The following is a 16,029-nucleotide window of genomic DNA, read 5'->3' on the forward strand; positions in this document are numbered from 1 at the left end:
CGTACTTCAGGGGCGCGGGGAACTGCGCGACCAGCCACACGATGCCCGCACCCGGCATCCGGGCAGCAGTTCCCCGCACAAAACCGCACTACAGGGGGAAACACCGCATGAGGCGAACAGGCCGCCACGTCACCATGCTCACAGAAGGCACCTACCCACACGTTCACGGCGGCGTCAGCACCTGGTGCGACCAACTCGTCAAGGGCATGCCGGAGGTCGACTTCCACATCGTCTCCCTCACCGGCAACGGCCGCGAACCCGTCACCTGGGACCTGCCGCCCAACGTCTACGCCCACACCTCCGTCCCCACCTGGGGCCCCCGCCCCGGCCGAGCGAGGCCCCCCTACGGCAAGGCCCGCCGCCGCTTCACCGACACCTACGAGCGTTTCCTGCTCTCCTTCCTCGACCCCGGCTCGCCCACCGACTTCGGCACGTCCCTGAACGAGCTGGCCGAACTCGCCCGGGACGGCCGCCTGTCGGCGGCCCTGCGCACCGAGTCGGCGCTGAAGTCCCTGATGTGGATCTGGACGATGCCGCATCTGCCGACCGCGGCCGCACGCCCCACGGTCCATGACGCCCTCACCGCGACCGACCTCCTGGAACACGCCCTCAGGCCCCTGGGCGTCCGCATCCCCGAGGACTCCGTCGCCCACGCCGTCAGCAGCGGCCTCGCGACCCTGCCCGCGCTCGCCGCCCGCCACCTGGACGGCGTACCGTTTCTGCTCACCGAGCACGGCATCTATCTGCGCGAGCGCTACCTCGGCTACCGCAACGACGCCCAGCGCTGGCCCGTGAAGGCCTTCATGCTCGGCTTCTACCGCGAGCTGAACTCCTACGGCTACCGCGCCGCCGATCTGATCACCCCGTGCAACCAGTACAACCGCCGCTGGGAGGAGCGCGGCGGCGCCGACGCCGGCAAGATCCGCACGGTCTACAACGGCGTCGACCCGGCCGCCTTCCCGCACGCCGGCCCCGAGCCCGAGGTGCCCACCCTCTCCTGGTGCGGCCGGATCGACCCCATCAAGGACCTGGAGACCCTGATCCGCGCCTACGCGATGGTGCGCGCGGAGATCCCCGCGACCCGGCTCAGGCTCTTCGGCCCGGTCCCGCCCGGCGGCGAGGCCTACCGCACCCGGCTGGAGAAGCTCGCCGCCGAACTGGGCGTCACCGACGGCCTGACCTTCGAGGGCCGCATCACCGAGGTCTGGCGGGCCTACGCTGCCGGGCACGTCGTCATGCTGTCGTCGATCTCCGAGGGCTTCCCGTTCTCCATCATCGAGGCCATGTCCTGCGGCCGTACGACGGTGTCGACGGACGTCGGCGGGGTGTGCGAGGCCGTCGGCGACACGGGACTGGTCGTACCGCCGCGCGAGCCGGAGAAGATGGCCGCCGCCGCGCTGACCCTGCTCAAGGACGACGAACGGCGTCTCGAACTGGGCGCGTTGTCGCGCCAGCGCGTCATCGACCGGTTCACGCTGCGCCGCTCGGTGGACGCCTTCCGCACCATCTACAAGGAACTCGCGGGCGAGGACGAGGTGTACGAGCCCACGCTGGAGATGGTCGCCGACTGGACCCTGGAACTGCGTGATCCCTGGTACGCGGCCGTGGCGACGAACGGCACGGGCTGGTGAGCGGAAGCGTCTGGCTCCCGCCGGGCTCCCGCCCGGACACCCTGCCCTACATCCCCCGGCAGCGCGCCACCCCGAGCTGGGCCCTGCCCGACCCGGTCGACGAACTCGCCGCCCGCCTCCAGGACTTCATCGCCGCGGCCGTCCACCCGGACGAGATCGCCGCGCTGCTGGAGTCCGACGGCCTCTCCGACGACCAGATACGCGAGCGGTACGGCGTCAAGAACTCCTTCGCGCTCGCCGAGACCCTCTACGAACGCGTCGAACGCCGCTACCCCGAGCCCGACGGCCCCGCCGCCGACCCCTGGCGGACCGGCCTGCTCGGCTGTCTGCTGCGCGGTGTCGTCTTCGCCCTGCCCGGTCTCGCCTACGTCCTCGGCGCGCCCCTGTTCGCCGGCGACGCGGACTTCGGCCTCCCGCCGGGCACGGTCCCGCTGCTCGCCGGCGCCCTGTGCGGCTGGACCTGGAACCAGGGCCTCGCCCACCGGGCCTATGCGTGGCTGGGGCTGGGCGACCGTACGGCCGCCCGGCGCGCCCTGCTGCTCGGTGCCCCGGCCGGGGCCCTGCTCGGCTCGGTGGTCGCCCTGGCCTGTGCGGCCGGAGCCGCCCCGGCCGCAGTCGCCTTCGCCGCCGGGCAGTCCTGCTATCTGGCGGCGGCGACCGTCCTGCTGGTGCTGGGCCGCGAACGGCTCCTGCTGGCCGCCCTCGCGCCGATGGCGGCGGGCGCGGTGCTGTCCCTGGCCGACCCGCTGCCCGAGGCCGTGAGCCTGGTTCTCCTGCTGGGCTCCCTGGCGGCCGTGGCGGCCCTCGCCGCGCGCGAAGTGGCACCGGCCGTGAAGGAGGAGGGCGGGTGGACCGCCGTTCTCACCGCCCTGCTCCCGCCGGGCGCGTCCGGCACCGCCCCCGCACCCCGTCGCCCCGCCGGACCCCGGCTCACGGGCTCCCTGCCGTACGCCCTGTTCGGGCTCGCCACCGGCGTTCTCGTGCTGTACGCGGCCCTCGGCGACGTCCTAGCCGGTGAGGCCGGCAGCGCGGTCGCCGCCCCCGCCGCCGTGGCGCTCACCCTCAGCATGGGCCCCGCCGAGTGGCTGCTGTATCGATTCCGCAGCGGCGGCCTCGCCGCACTGCGCTCCAGCGGCACCACCGGGGCCTTCCGCCGCACCACCGTCCTCACCGTCGTCGCCTGCCTGGCCGCCTACCTCACCGCCCTGCTCTTACTGAGCCTCGCCGCATCCGCCCTGTGGCCGCACGCCCCGGTCCCCGGCGGTGTCCGGCTGGCCGGGCTGCTCCTGCTGGGCGTGGTGCTGTGGACGGGCCTGCTGCTCCAGTCCTTCGGCGCGGTGACCGGCGCGACGGCGGTGTGCTGCGCCGCCGCCCTCGCCCAGACCCTGCTCCTCGTCACCCGCACCGGGGACCCGCAGCTGGTGGGCCCGGCCGTGTACGGCACGGCGGCCGTGGTCCAAGGCGCCCTGGTGTGCGCCCTGCTGGGGAGGGCAACAGCCCACCGATGAGCACTCTCCTGGTCCCGTACTACGAGCACCCCTCCGTCCGCCCCGCCGAATGGGAGGCGATCCTGGCCGCCGCGCCCCGCCTCTACGGGGTGGTCCTCAACCCGGCCAGCGGCCCCGGCGACCGTCCCGACACGGCCTTCGCGGAGGTCGCCGCCCGGCTGCGGGACGCGGGCGTCCGGGTCCTCGGGTACGCCGACACCGACTACGCCCGCCGCGCCACCACCGACGTCGTCCGCGACCTCACCCGGCACCGCGACTGGTACGGCACCGACGGCGCCTTCCTCGACCAGGTCCCCTCCGGGCCCGAGCACTTCGAGTACTACCAGCGGCTGGCGGTGGCCGCCTGGGGCGTCGGCTGCGGCACCCTCGTCCTCAACCACGGCACGGCACCCCACCCCTGCTACGCCCGTATCGCCGACGTCCTCGTCACCTTCGAGGGCACCTGGGCGTCCTACCGCGCGCTGCGCCCCGAGCCGTGGCCCGGCGGCGGCGACGTGCGGCTGTGCCACCTGGTGTACGACGTGCCGCCCGACGCCGACCCGGAGGGCCTGGCCAGGGCGCGGGGCGCGGCGGTGCATTGTGCGGTGCCCGGCACCGGCGATCATCCTTGGGGCACCCTGCCGTACACCCTGCACCACCCGGAGAACACCCCGTGAGACGCACGTCCTCGCTCGTCGCCCTGCTCGTCCTGCTGCTCGCCGGCTGCACCCAGAAGCCCGCCGACGACAAACCGGGCCCCCGCTGGCAGCCCCGGCCGGGCATCGCCTGGCAGTGGCAGCTCAGCGGGAAGCTGGACACCTCCGTCGACGTGCCGGTCTACGACATCGACGGCTTCGACCACTCCGAGGCCACCGTCACCCGCCTGCACCGCGAGGACCGCAAGGTCATCTGCTATCTGTCCACCGGCGCCTGGGAGGAGTTCCGCCCGGACGCCGAGGAGTTCCCGAAGTCCGTCCTCGGGCGCGGCAACGGCTGGAAGGGCGAACGCTGGCTGGACATCCGCCGCACCGACGTCCTGGAGCCCCTCATGGCGGCCCGGATCGACATGTGCCGCGACAAGGGCTTCGACGCGGTCGAGCCCGACAACATGGACGGCTACCGCAACGAGACGGGCTTCCCGCTGAAGGCCGCCGACCAGCTCCGCTACAACCGCCTCATCGCCCGCCTGGCCCACGACCGGGGCCTGGCCGTCGGCCTGAAGAACGACCTGGACCAGATCCCCGAGCTGGTCAAGGACTTCGACTTCGCGGTCAACGAGCAGTGCGCCCAGTACCGCGAGTGCGCGGCCCTGAAGCCGTTCGTCGACGCGGGCAAGGCGGTCTTCCACGTCGAGTACGAGGTGCCCACCCGCCGCTTCTGTGCCGAGTCCCGCCGTCTGAAGCTCAGTTCGCTGCTCAAGAAGTACGAACTGGGGGTCTGGCGACAGGCCTGCTGAGCCCGGGCTCGATCCGTCAGCCCAGCACCAGGACGACCAGCGCCGTCGTCGCCGCCGTCTCCGCGAGCCCGCCGAAGACATCCCCGGTGACCCCGCCGAAGCGGCGCGTGCAGTGCCGCAGCAGCGCTTCGGAGGCGACCAGGGCGAGGACGACCGCGCACCCGGTCCGCACCACGTCGTACGGCCCCCAGAAGGCGCTCCCCGCTGCCGCCGCCCCGGTGACGGCGACGGCGGTGAGCAGCGCCCCGCGCGGGGGCGCCACGCCCGCGACCGCCGCCCCCAGCCCCTCCGGCCGGGCCGCGGGCACCCCGGCCCGGGCCGCCAGGGTCAGGGCCAGCCGGGCGACCGTCGCGGAGACGACCGCGGCGAAGGCGCCCCGGGCCCAGGAGGCGTCGTAGGCCTGGGCGAGGGCGGTGACCTGGGCGAGCAGGACGAGGACGAGGGCGATGACCCCGAACGGCCCGATGTCCGACTGCTTCATGATCCGCAGCGCGTCCTCGGCGGGCTTGCCGCTGCCGAGGCCGTCGGCGGTGTCCGCGAGCCCGTCGAGATGCAGCCCCCGGGTGAGGACGGCCGGCACGGCGACGGTGGCCACGGCGGCGAGCAGCCCGCCCGCACCGAGGAACAGCAGCACCAGCCCCACGGCGGCGGCAGCGGCACCGACCGCCAGCCCGGCCAGGGGAGCGCACAGCATGCCGCCGCGCGCGGCCTCCCGGTCCCACCGGGTCACCCGGACCGGGAACACCGTCAGGGTGCCGAAGGCGAAGCGGAGACCGTCGAGGGGCGAGGTTCTGGACACCGGCGCAGGCTACCGGCCGGTCAGGAGAGCGGGCACGGTAGCCGAGGATAAAGTTCACATATGGGATGGTTCGAGCGGAACATCATGGAACCCGGCAAGCTGCCGCTGCTTCTCGCTCTCGTCTCCTTCGTGATGACGTTCGTGATCACCCGGGGCATCACCCGCCTCATCCGGGCGGGCAAGGGCCCCTTCCGCAACATCAGCAGCAGCGGCGGTGTCCATGTCCACCACGTGGTGCCCGGCGTCATCCTGACGATCATCGGCGGCTTCGGCGCGGTCGCCGGCGGCCAGTACGGCTTCGGCTCCTGCCTCGCCGCGGTGCTCTTCGGCATCGGGGCGGGACTCGTCCTCGACGAGTTCGCCCTGGTCCTGCACCTCGCCGACGTCTACTGGACCCCGGACGGCCGCAAGAGCGTCGAGATGGTCGTCCTCACCGCGTCCCTCGTCGGCCTGCTCCTGCTCGGCTTCTCGCCGCTGGGCGTCGACGACCTCTCCGAGGACCAGCAGCAGAACCGCGCCGTCGTCCTCGGGAACGTCCTCGTGAACTTCGGCTTCGCCCTCATCGCCCTGTTCAAGGGCAAGGTCCGCATCGCCGTCCTGGGCGTGATCATCCCCCTCGTCGCCCTGGTCGGCGCCGTACGGCTGGCCCGCCCCACCTCCCCCTGGGCCAAGCGGTTCTACCGCAACCGTCCCCACGCCCGGGCCAAGTCCGGCCTGCGGGCCTACCACCACGACCGCCGCTGGGTGGGCCCCCGGCGCAGATTTCAGGACTGGATCGGCGGCGCGCCCGACCCCGAGCCCGTCCGGTCCCTCGAACACCACTGACGCAGGGCCTCGGCCGCGCACAGCACCAGCACGGCCGCGATCGCCGCCAGATGCTCCTTGCCCGCGAGGTTCTCCTTCAGGACGACCTCGACCGCCATGGCCACGATCACCGCCGCCGCCGTGACATACGCCCGACAGCGCAGGCCCAGGTAGACCGCCAGGCCCACCACCGCCGCCGACGGCCCGGTGTCCACGACCCGCGCGTCCGAGGCGGGCAGGCCCAGCGGGGAGTCCGGGCCCAGCCAGATGCCGAGGCGGGCGTAGAGCGTGCCCGCGAGGGTCGCCAGGTAGGCGATGAGCAGGGTCCGCCGCCACCCCAGACAGATCTCCGCGATGCCGAACACCAGCAGGATCTGCGCCAGCGCACCCCACGCCGGCAGATCCAGCGCGGGCACGAACAGCGACAGCGGCGTCCGCAGCAGCGCGAGCCACAGCGGGTCCTCGGCCCGTACGGCACCGATGTCCTGCACGAACCCGTAACCCCACGGCTGGTTGTGCGCGAAGTGGAGCACGGACGTCAGGCACACGGCCCCGGCCGCCATCGGCACCGCCCGCAGCCGCCGCTCCCGCAGCGGCCCGCGCACCGCGGCGTACAGCCGCCCCCATTCGGCGCGGGCCCAGCGGGCGAGCGTGGTCATCGGGTCGTCCTCGTCCAGGGGCCGGTGCGGCAGCGGATGTGCGCGGTGCCTGTGGCTCAGTCAAACCGACACCACACGCGAAGACCGACCGGAACGGGACGAAGTTGAGCCAGGTGTGCGTGACCTGGATCTCCAGGGCGATTACTGCTCGGCGGGAACCTCGGAGTCCTCCGTGCCCTCCGGCTCCACCGGCCGCTCGGACTCCTTCGGCTTCTCGGGCAGCTCCGCCGCCAGCGCCGCGGCCGCCTGCACCAGGGGGAGCGCCAGCAGCCCGCCCGCGCCCTCCCCGACGGTCACGCCCTGCGTCAGCAGCGGCTCCAGGGCCATCCGGTCCAGCGCCTTCGCCTGCCCGGGCTCACCGCTGTCGTGCGCGGCCAGCCACCAGTCCGGCGCCCGGAACGCGATCCGCTGCGCGACCAGCGCGCACGCGGCCGTCACGACCCCGTCGAGCACCACGGGCAGCTTCCGCACGGCGCTCTGCAGCAGGAAGCCCGTCATCGCCGCGAGATCGGCCCCGCCGACCGTCGCCAGCAACTGCAACTGGTCCCCGAGCACCGGCCGGGCCCGGCGCAGCGCGTCACGGATCGCCGCGCACTTGCGCATCCACGCCAGGTCGTCGATCGCCAGCCCGCCCCGCCCGGTGACGACCGACGCGTCGACCCCGCAGAGCGCCGCGACCAGCACGCCCGCGGCCGTCGTCCCGCCGACGCTGACATCGCCGAGCACCACCAGATCCGTACCGGAGTCGGCCTCCTCGTCGGCCACCGCGACCCCGGCCAGGAACGCCGCCTCGGCCTCCTCGGCCGTCAGCGCGTCCTCGATGTCGATCCGCCCGCTGCCGCGCCGCACCCGATGCCGTACGACATCCTCGGGCAGGGTCTCCGGATCGCAGTCCAGGCCCATGTCGACGATCCGCACCGGCACGCCGAGCCGCCGCGCGAGCACCGAGACGGGCCGGCCGCCCTCCAGCACCTCGCGCGCCAACTCCCCGGCACCGCCCGCAGGACGGGCCGAGACACCCAGCTCCGCGACGCCGTGGTCACCGGCGAAGAGCACCACCCGCGGCCGTTCGACCGGACGCACCGGCACCGCGGACTGCGCCGCCGCCAGCCACTCACCCAGGTCGTCGAGCCGGCCCAGCGACCCTGGCGGCACGATCTGCCGCTCCCGGCGTGCCTCGGCGTCACGGCGGATCCCGCCGTCCGGACGCTCGATCAGATCGGTGAAGTCGTCGAGATTAAGCGAGCTCATTCGCCGAACAGTACCGGCACCGATCGAACAGCACGGCGCCACATCGCGACTCCGTCACGGCGACGTCGTTGCACCCAAGATCGGCATCCCATACGTTCCCGTTTGCAGCGGATTGTCGTACGTCCCTGCCGTACGCCTCGCGCCCGGGAGCCGCCCATGCCCGAACTTCCCGCCCCCTCCGTCCCCCAGGCGCCCGCGCCGGTGCACGAACCGCGCCGCGAGGACTGCCCCTGGTGCGGCTCCGGCCGGCTGCGCAACCGGCTGCGCACCGGTGACCTGCGGCAGTACAAGCCGGGCAGCTTCACCGTCGACGACTGCCGCGACTGCGGCCACACCTTCCAGAACCCCCGCCTCACGGCCGAGGGCCTCGCCCACTACCACCGGACCGTGCGCGGGGCGCCCCTGGACCCCACGGCCGACGCCCTCGTCGCCCTGCGCGGCAGCCGGCAGCGCCATCTGTCGGCCGTCCGGGCGATGCGGCCGTTCGGGGAGCCGGAGAGCTGGCTGGACGTCGGGACGGGCAGCGCGCGTTTCCCGGCGACGGCCCGGGAGTTCTTCCCCTACACCTCCTTCGACGGCCTGGACGTCAACCCCGACGTGACCCGGGCCGTCGCGGCCGAACGCGTCGAGGAGGCCCACGTCGGCCGCCTGTCGGACCCCCGGATCTCGGGCCCGCTGCGCGCCCGCTACGACGTCGTCAGCATGCTCCACCACCTGGAGGGCGCCCCCGACCCCCGCGCCGAACTCCGCGCCGCCCTCCATGTCCTGCGCCCCGGCGGCCACCTGCTCGTCGAGACCCTCGACCCCCGCAGCGTCTTCGCCGCGCTCCTCGGCCGCTGGTGGCTCCCCTACGACCAGCCCCGCCACCTCCACCTGCTGCCCCCGCGCAACCTCCGGGCCGAACTGGAGACGACCGGCTGCACGGTCCTCACCCTCGACCACCGCCCCACCCACATCCCCCACGACCTCTCCGGCGCGACCTCCCTGGCCCTCTCCCACGCCCTCCCCACCCCGGACACCCCCTGGCGAGCGATCCCCCCACCCCCCTTCCAACGCCACGCCAGGGAGGCCCTGCTACGAGCGGGCCTTCCCCTGGTGGGGCTGGCGGCCCTGGCGGACCACGCACTGGCTCCGCTGGCCCGCCGCACACGGATGGCGAACACGTACAGGGTGATCGCCCGCAAACCGGCCTAACCGCGAGCCGCCCCCCCCCGCTGCGGGCATGCGTGCCGCTAGGGGCGGCACGGGTGGGCGCAGCGGCACCCCGCTACGCCGGGCTGCGCACCCACCTGCCCCAGCCCAAGGCGGCCCGCACGGCTCACCCCCGCAGCACCACAACCTGCCCCGCCACCACCAACAGCACCTGCTCACACTGCTCAGCGAACCCCGCGTTCAGCCGCCCGAGTTCATCCCGATACCGCCGCCCCGACGCGGTCGCCGGCACAATCCCCGACCCCACCTCGTTCGACACGGCGACAACAGCCCGCCGACTCGAACGCACCGCTTCCGTCAACTCCCGCACCCGCTCCCGCAACGCCTTCTCCCCCCGCTCCGCCCACACCGCGTCGTCCCACGCCCCGACGGAGTCCATCGCGTCCGTCAGCCACAACGACAGACAGTCGACCAGCAGCGGCGGCCCCTCCTCCGCCAGCAACGGCACCAGATCGCAGGTCTCCACCGTCCGCCACGACCCCGGCCGCCGCTCCCGATGCGCGGCCACCCGCACCGACCACTCGGTGTCCCCGTTGCGCGACCCGCCCGTCGCCACGTACAGCACGTCGGGAAAGGCCTCCAGCCGCCGCTCGGCCTCCACGGACTTGCCCGACCGCGCCCCGCCCAGCACCAGCGTGCGCCGAGGTACGTCCGGCACGTCCTCGTACGCCCCCACCGCCAGCGTCGCCCCGTCCGGCACCGCCCGCGCCCCGGCCGCCGCGAGCCGCCGCCCGAGTTCGGGGCCCGGCGGCACGTCATGGTCCAGATGGACGGCGACCACATCGGTCGTCGGCCCCACCGCCCCCACGGCCCGCAGTTTCGCCAACGCGTCCGGCCGCCCTCCGACATCCGCGAGCACCATGTCGTACGGCTCGGAGAGCTCCGCCAGCCCCGCCGGCGCCCCGCCCGGCGGCAGATACAGCAGCCGCTGCCCCTCCGGCCCGGTCACCGCGTACCCCGTGCCCGGCGCGTCCATCGCCACCGCCCGCACCCGGTGCCCCGTCAGCAGCGTCAACTCCTGCCCGTCCGGCACCCGTCCGGGCTGCGGCACCCCGGCCGGCACCTCGACCGCGGGCCCGTCATGCGGATGCGACAACAGCACCTGCCGCACACCGGTCAGCGAACGCCCCGCCCGAGCCGCCGCGAACGCCGCACCGGGCGTCAGATCAAGCAACAACGCCCCGTCCAGCAGCAACGCGGTAGCCGCCCGAGAATCCGGCCCAAGAGCCGCCGAACAATTAGCACAGGGACAGTCGGGCCGGGGAAGCCCCGCAGGAGCGCCAGTACCGAGCAGAGTAAGTTCCACGCCCCCGATTCTCACCCGTGACCATGGGTCATGCGTGACGGAGACGCCCCAAGGGGCGCGGGGAACTGCGCGACCAGCCCAATACGACCCGCACACACCCAAGAACCCGCACTCCCGCAACGCTTATAACGCCCCACCCAGCGGAACGCTTACGCTCGGGGACAGGAGCCGGACCAAGATCCGGCTCCTGCTGTGCAAGGTGCTCACACATGGGAGGCGTACATGGCGGCATGGACGTGGCGGTTCGAGAAGACCGACGGGACTGAGGTCCAGCCCGCGGTGCCGCCGGAGGACTTCCCCACCCAGGGGGACGCCGAGTCCTGGATCGGCGAGCACTGGAAGGCCCTGCAGGAGGGCGGTGCCGACCAGGTGCGTCTGTTCGAGGACGCCACGGAGATCTACGGCCCGATGAGTCTGCACGCGGCCGAGGCGTGAGCCCGGGGCGGGGGCCGAAGGCCCTCGCCCACCCCCTCTTCCATGGCCCCGGGGGCGTCAGCCCCGCACACCGCACAGGTGCAGCAGCGCCGCCACCCCGCGGTACGGATCCGTCCGCCCGGCCTTCTCCTCCACCGCGAGCAGCGTCCGGGCGTCACCCGGGACCTCCGCGTCGTCCGCCGCCGAGTCGGTGAACACGCTCACCCCGTACCAGGCGTGCAGCGGCGCCCCGATGCCCGCGAGCGTGGACGTCAGATCCTTCAGCCGGTCGGCCCGTACGTCGAGCCCCAGCCGGTTGCGGTAGGCGGTCGTGTCGAAGGCGGTCAGCGCGTCGGCCCACGCGCCGGACAGCCCCGGCCGCAGGGCGAGCGCGTCCCCGTTGCGCACGAGCAGGGACAGCAGTCCGCCGTGCGCGAGCATCCGGGCGAGACCCGCCAGCAGCGGGTCGGGCTCCTCGACGTGCATGAGCACGCCATGACACAGGACCACGTCGAAGGCGCCCGGCAGGAAGTGCACACCGGTGTCCCGGCCGTCGCCCTCGATGATCCGCATCCGCTTCCGGATGCCCTCGGGTTCCCCCGCGAGGGACTCCCGGGCCACGGCGACCATCCTCGGGTCCTGCTCCAGACCGGTCACCTGGTGCCCGGCCCGGGCCAGCCGCAGCGCCTGCGTGCCTCGGCCCATGCCCACGTCGAGCACCCGCAGCCGCTGCCCGACCGGGAACCGCCCGGATATCTGTTCGTCCAGCTGCCGGGCGACCAGCTCCTGCCGGACCACATCGCGCAACCCGCCCGGCCCGGTCACCGGGGCTTTCGCCGCGCTCTCGGAAAACGGCGTCGTGGTCAGGGCCGCTCTCCGCGCTTGACCTGCGGCTTCGGCAGCCGGAGCCGGCGCATCTGGAGGGAGCGCATCAGGGCGTAGGCGACCGCGCCCCGCTTGTTCTCGCCGGCGAACCGCTCGGCGAGCTGCTTCTTCAGGCGGAAGGCGGAGAGGAACGAGTCGAGCACGATCAGCACGATCACCACGAGCCACAGCAGCAGCGCGATGTTCTGCAGCGCGGGCACGCGCACCATGCTCAGCACGAGGATGACCACGGCCATCGGCAGGAAGAACTCCGCGATGTTGAACCGCGAGTCGACGAAGTCGCGCGCGAACCGGCGGACCGGTCCCTTGTCGCGGGCGGGCAGATACCGCTCGTCGCCGCTGGCCAGCGCCTGACGCTGGCGCTCCATCGCGGTACGGCGCTCCGCGCGCTGTCGCTTGGCGGCCTCCTTGCGCGTCGTCGACGTGTTGGCCACGCTGCGGCGCTGCGACTGGGCCGCACTGCGCTTGGGCGTGGGGCGGCCCTTGCGGGCCTCGGGGTGACGGGGCTGACTGGAGTCGGTCTCCGGCGCCTTCACGGCGTCCTGGGCCTTCTCATCCTTCGCACGGCTACGGAACACAAAACCCAAGGGTAAGGGCTTCCGGGCATGGACCCCAGTCCCGTGGGGAACGATCCGGCAACACCAGTCGTCTGTATGGGGACAGAGGGGACGATGTGTACGGCTCCGGTCGTTTCCCGGGATGTATGCCTCCGGTAACCCGGGGATCACCTACTCCCTACGCCGGAGCGGTGCCGTCCACAGTCGTCCTTGGGGATGAGCGCATCCGTCCCCGAACAGTGCGGTAATGGATGCAGGGCCCGTACTGTGGGTTCTGTCGCAGGAGCTGGAGCCGGTTCGGTCAGAAGGGGGCGCGCGAAGCCCATGAGCGGTGTCATGAAGCGTATGGGGATGATCTTCCGCGCGAAGGCGAACAAGGCCCTTGACCGGGCCGAGGACCCGCGCGAGACCCTCGATTACTCGTACCAGAAGCAGCTGGAGCTCCTCCAGAAGGTGCGCCGCGGCGTCGCCGACGTGGCGACCAGCCGCAAGCGCCTGGAACTGCAGCTCGCCCAGCTGAACAAGCAGTCCTCCACGCTGGAGGACCAGGGCCGCAAGGCGCTCGCGCTGGGCCGTGAGGACCTGGCCCGTGAGGCGCTGTCCCGCCGGGCCGCCCTCCAGCAGCAGGTGACCGACCTGGAGACCCAGCACGCGACGCTGCAGGGCGAGGAGGAGAAGCTCACTCTCGCGGCCCAGCGGCTCCAGGCCAAGGTCGACGCCTTCCGTACGAAGAAGGAGACGATCAAGGCGACGTACACGGCGGCCCAGGCGCAGACCCGGATCGGCGAGGCCTTCTCCGGCATCTCGGAGGAGATGGGCGACGTCGGCCTGGCGATCCAGCGCGCCGAGGACAAGACGGCCCAGCTCCAGGCCCGCGCCGGCGCGATCGACGAACTGCTCGCCTCCGGGGCGCTGGACGACCCCTCCGGCATGCACAAGGACGACATCCAGGCCGAGCTGGACCGGCTCTCCGGTGGTACGGATGTAGAGCTGGAACTGCAGCGGATGAAGCAGGAGCTGGCCGGGGGCCCCGCCGCCGACCAGCAGGCCATCGAAGGTGGCACGAGCCAGTCGCAGCAGCAGGACCGGCAGCAGTCGCAGGACACCCCGCGCTTCGACAAGCAGTAGGGGCCCACGCCTAGGAGGGCGACATGATCGTACGGATCATGGGGGAGGGCCAGGTGAGGCTGGCCGACGGCCACCTCACCGAGCTGAACAAGCTGGACGACGAGCTCCTGGCGGAAATGGAGAACGGCGACGGTCCGGCCTTCCGCCGCACCCTCCAGGCCCTGCTGACCAGAGTCCGCGACCTCGGCGACCCCCTCCCGGACGACTCTCTGGAGCCATCCGAACTGATCCTCCCGTCCCCCGACGCGACCCTGGAGGAGGTCCGGGACTTCCTGAGCGACGACGGCCTGATCCCCGGCTGATTGCTTAGCTGCGGGCATGCGTGCCGCAAGGGGCGGCACGGGTGGGCGCAGCGGCACCCCGCGCCGCCGGGTTGCGGACCCACCCGACCCGAGCCCCGACGCCGAGCACCTCACACCCGGCCCCCATACCCCCGCACACCCCGCCCAGCTACCGTAAACAGCCGTGAGCACACTCGCGCGGGTCAGAGTCCAAGCCAAGGCACACCCCCTGGCCGTGGACGCCGTCCTGGCCACCGCAGTCCTGGCCTGCATGGTCGCCGGCTCCTTCGTGGAGCCCAGGCACCGCGACACCGTCAATTGGGCCCTGCGCACCCCCGACCCCCTCAGCCTCGTCCTCATGGTCCTCGGCGCCGCCGCGCTGGTCTTCCGCCGCCGCGCCCCCATGACGGTCCTGGCCCTCACCGGCACGGTCTCCGTCGTGGAGTCCGTCACCGGCGACCCCCGCACCCCCGTCGCCATGTCGGCCGTCATCGCCCTGTACACCGTCGCCTCCACCACCGACCGCCCCACCACCTGGCGGGTCGGCCTGCTCACCACGACCGTGCTGACCGGCACCGCCATGGCCGCCGGCACCCTGCCCTGGTACGCCCAGGAGAACCTCGGCATCGTGGCCTGGGCCGGCATCGGCGCCACCGCCGGCGACGCCGTCCGCAGCCGCCGCGCCTTCATCCAGGCCATCCGGGAACGCGCGGAACGCGCGGAACGCACCCGCGAGGAGGAGGCCCGCCGCCGGGTCGCCGAGGAACGCCTGCGCATCGCCCGGGATCTGCACGACGTCGTCGCCCACCACATCGCCCTGGTCAACGTCCAGGCCGGCGTCGCCGCCCACGTCATGGACAAACGCCCCGACCAGGCCAAGGAAGCGCTCGCGCACGTCCGGGAGGCCAGCCGCTCCGCCCTCAACGAGCTGCGGGCCACCGTCGGCCTGCTCCGGCAGTCCGGCGACCCGGAGGCCCCCACCGAACCCGCCCCCGGCCTGGACCGCCTCGACGAACTCGCCGGCACCTTCCGCAACGCCGGACAGCGCATCGAGGTGGCCCGCACCGACCAGGGCACCGCCCTGCCCGCGGCCGTAGACCTGGCCGCCTACCGGATCATCCAGGAGGCCCTGACGAACGTGCAGAAGCACGCCGGGTCGCACGCCAAGGCCGAGGTGAGCGTCGTACGGGTCGGACCGAACATCGAGATCACCGTGCTCGACGACGGCAGCGGCGAGGACGCGGACCCGGGCAACGGCGGCGGGCACGGCCTGCTCGGCATGCGGGAGCGCGTCACCGCCCTGCGCGGCACCCTCACCACCGGTCCCCGCTACGGCGGCGGCTTCCGCGTCCATGCGATCCTGCCCGTCAAGAACCGCACACCGACCGGGGAGGACCCCGCATGACCATCCGTGTCCTGCTCGCCGACGACCAGACGCTGCTGCGCAGCGCCTTCCGAGTGCTCGTCGACTCCGAGCCCGACATGGAGGTGGTGGGGGAGGCGTCCGACGGCGCGGAAGCGGTGCGGATGACCAAGGAACTGCACGCCGACGTCGTCCTCATGGACATCCGGATGCCCGGCACCGACGGTCTCGCCGCGACCCGCATGATCAGCGCCGACCCCGAACTGGGCGACGTCCGCGTGGTCATCCTGACGACGTTCGAGGTCGACGACTACGTCGTGCAGTCACTGCGCGCCGGGGCCTCCGGCTTCCTCGGCAAGGGCTCCGAGCCCGAGGAGCTGCTGACCGCCATCCGGACCGCCGCGGGCGGCCAGGCCCTGCTGTCCCCGGCGGCCACCACGGGCCTCATCGCCCGCTTCCTCGCCCAGGACCCGGCCGACGACGGCGAGCGCGACCCGGCCCGCGCCGAGCGGCTCGACTCGCTGACCGGACGGGAGCGCGAAGTGCTCGTCCAGGTCGCCGGCGGGCACTCCAACGACGAGATCGCCGAGCGTCTGGAGGTCAGCCCGCTGACGGTGAAGACGCACGTCAACCGGGCCATGGCCAAGCTGGGCGCCCGGGACAGGGCCCAGCTCGTGGTCACTGCGTACGAGTCCGGACTGGTCCGTCCAAGGGTGGAGTGAGCCCGACCCGGGTGTACTGCGCCCGGAGTATGCGCGGCATAAGGAAATGGACCTGGGGCCTACGAATCCGGGGT

The 16,029-nt window shown here is 73.1% G+C and carries 17 protein-coding genes; 11 read left to right on the plus strand and 6 right to left on the minus strand.

Going from position 1 to position 16,029, the window contains the following annotated elements; all coding sequences use genetic code 11:
• The first annotated feature begins 107 nt into the window (after positions 1-107).
• The 4 genes from pelF to KJK29_RS27975 are packed head-to-tail and all read left to right on the plus strand — an operon-like array spanning position 108 to position 4,574.
• Positions 108-1,631 carry a GT4 family glycosyltransferase PelF gene (gene pelF, locus KJK29_RS27960; protein WP_215121940.1) on the plus strand — a complete coding sequence of 508 codons (1,524 nt, stop codon included), beginning with the start codon at positions 108-110 and terminating at the stop codon, positions 1,629-1,631.
• Complete coding sequence (locus KJK29_RS27965; RefSeq protein ID WP_215121941.1) at positions 1,628-3,139, plus strand: hypothetical protein; 1,512 nt, start codon at positions 1,628-1,630, stop codon at positions 3,137-3,139. Before pelF ends, KJK29_RS27965 begins: the two co-directional genes overlap by 4 nt.
• Positions 3,136-3,795, plus strand: a complete 660-nt coding sequence (locus tag KJK29_RS27970; protein ID WP_215121942.1) for a spherulation-specific family 4 protein — start codon at positions 3,136-3,138, stop codon at positions 3,793-3,795. The genes KJK29_RS27965 and KJK29_RS27970 overlap by 4 nt, the downstream gene beginning before the upstream one ends.
• On the plus strand, positions 3,792-4,574 hold the full coding sequence (locus KJK29_RS27975; protein ID WP_215121943.1) for an endo alpha-1,4 polygalactosaminidase: 783 nt from the start codon (positions 3,792-3,794) through the stop codon (positions 4,572-4,574). Before KJK29_RS27970 ends, KJK29_RS27975 begins: the two co-directional genes overlap by 4 nt.
• Positions 4,575-4,590: 16 nt before the next feature.
• Here KJK29_RS27975 and KJK29_RS27980 read toward each other — a convergent pair whose 3' ends face one another.
• Complete coding sequence (locus KJK29_RS27980) at positions 4,591-5,373, minus strand: adenosylcobinamide-GDP ribazoletransferase (protein WP_215121944.1); 783 nt, start codon at positions 5,371-5,373, stop codon at positions 4,591-4,593.
• Positions 5,374-5,433: 60 nt separating this feature from the next.
• On the opposite strand from KJK29_RS27980, the gene KJK29_RS27985 reads away from it, so the two are divergent.
• Complete coding sequence (locus KJK29_RS27985; RefSeq protein WP_215121945.1) at positions 5,434-6,198, plus strand: hypothetical protein; 765 nt, start codon at positions 5,434-5,436, stop codon at positions 6,196-6,198.
• Here the strand turns inward: KJK29_RS27985 and KJK29_RS27990 are convergent.
• Together KJK29_RS27990 and cobT are read right to left on the minus strand one after the other, a co-directional pair.
• A complete protein-coding gene (locus KJK29_RS27990; protein ID WP_215121946.1) occupies positions 6,138-6,836 on the minus strand; it encodes a hypothetical protein in 699 nt (232 codons plus the stop codon). The genes KJK29_RS27985 and KJK29_RS27990 overlap by 61 nt on opposite strands.
• Before the next feature lie 141 nt (positions 6,837-6,977).
• Positions 6,978-8,087 carry a nicotinate-nucleotide--dimethylbenzimidazole phosphoribosyltransferase gene (cobT, locus tag KJK29_RS27995; RefSeq protein WP_215121947.1) on the minus strand — a complete coding sequence of 370 codons (1,110 nt, stop codon included), beginning with the start codon at positions 8,085-8,087 and terminating at the stop codon, positions 6,978-6,980.
• Between the two features lie 156 nt (positions 8,088-8,243).
• Between cobT and KJK29_RS28000 the strand changes: the two genes are divergently transcribed.
• Positions 8,244-9,281, plus strand: coding sequence for a class I SAM-dependent methyltransferase (locus KJK29_RS28000; RefSeq protein ID WP_215121948.1), 1,038 nt, complete (start codon positions 8,244-8,246; stop codon positions 9,279-9,281).
• Between the two features lie 124 nt (positions 9,282-9,405).
• Here KJK29_RS28000 and KJK29_RS28005 read toward each other — a convergent pair whose 3' ends face one another.
• Positions 9,406-10,605 (minus strand): bifunctional adenosylcobinamide kinase/adenosylcobinamide-phosphate guanylyltransferase, encoded by a 1,200-nt coding sequence (locus KJK29_RS28005; protein WP_215121949.1) that lies wholly within the window; start codon positions 10,603-10,605, stop codon positions 9,406-9,408.
• A gap of 222 nt (positions 10,606-10,827) precedes the next feature.
• Between KJK29_RS28005 and KJK29_RS28010 the strand changes: the two genes are divergently transcribed.
• Positions 10,828-11,040 (plus strand): hypothetical protein, encoded by a 213-nt coding sequence (locus KJK29_RS28010; protein ID WP_189724613.1) that lies wholly within the window; start codon positions 10,828-10,830, stop codon positions 11,038-11,040.
• Between the two features lie 57 nt (positions 11,041-11,097).
• On the opposite strand, the gene KJK29_RS28015 is transcribed toward KJK29_RS28010, so the two are convergent.
• Complete coding sequence (locus KJK29_RS28015) at positions 11,098-11,802, minus strand: class I SAM-dependent methyltransferase (protein ID WP_215124495.1); 705 nt, start codon at positions 11,800-11,802, stop codon at positions 11,098-11,100.
• An 80-nt stretch (positions 11,803-11,882) separates the two neighbouring features.
• Positions 11,883-12,482 (minus strand): DUF3043 domain-containing protein, encoded by a 600-nt coding sequence (locus tag KJK29_RS28020; protein ID WP_215121950.1) that lies wholly within the window; start codon positions 12,480-12,482, stop codon positions 11,883-11,885.
• Positions 12,483-12,785: 303 nt separating this feature from the next.
• Here KJK29_RS28020 and KJK29_RS28025 point away from each other — a divergent pair, with 303 nt between their 5' ends.
• The 4 genes from KJK29_RS28025 to KJK29_RS28040 all read left to right on the plus strand — a co-directional run bounded on the left by KJK29_RS28025 (position 12,786) and on the right by KJK29_RS28040 (position 15,955).
• Positions 12,786-13,589 carry a PspA/IM30 family protein gene (locus tag KJK29_RS28025; protein ID WP_215121951.1) on the plus strand — a complete coding sequence of 268 codons (804 nt, stop codon included), beginning with the start codon at positions 12,786-12,788 and terminating at the stop codon, positions 13,587-13,589.
• 23 nt (positions 13,590-13,612) lie between these two features.
• Positions 13,613-13,891 carry a PspA-associated protein PspAA gene (gene pspAA / locus KJK29_RS28030; RefSeq protein ID WP_215121952.1) on the plus strand — a complete coding sequence of 93 codons (279 nt, stop codon included), beginning with the start codon at positions 13,613-13,615 and terminating at the stop codon, positions 13,889-13,891.
• A 163-nt stretch (positions 13,892-14,054) separates the two neighbouring features.
• The gene (locus KJK29_RS28035) at positions 14,055-15,275 is read left to right on the plus strand and encodes a sensor histidine kinase (protein WP_215121953.1); all 1,221 of its coding nucleotides are present in this window, start codon (positions 14,055-14,057) and stop codon (positions 15,273-15,275) included.
• Positions 15,272-15,955 carry a response regulator gene (locus KJK29_RS28040; RefSeq protein WP_215121954.1) on the plus strand — a complete coding sequence of 228 codons (684 nt, stop codon included), beginning with the start codon at positions 15,272-15,274 and terminating at the stop codon, positions 15,953-15,955. Before KJK29_RS28035 ends, KJK29_RS28040 begins: the two co-directional genes overlap by 4 nt.
• The last annotated feature ends 74 nt before the right edge of the window (positions 15,956-16,029 follow it).

Origin of the sequence: Streptomyces koelreuteriae, from assembly GCF_018604545.1 — a bacterium.
Lineage (GTDB): Bacteria > Actinomycetota > Actinomycetes > Streptomycetales > Streptomycetaceae > Streptomyces > Streptomyces koelreuteriae.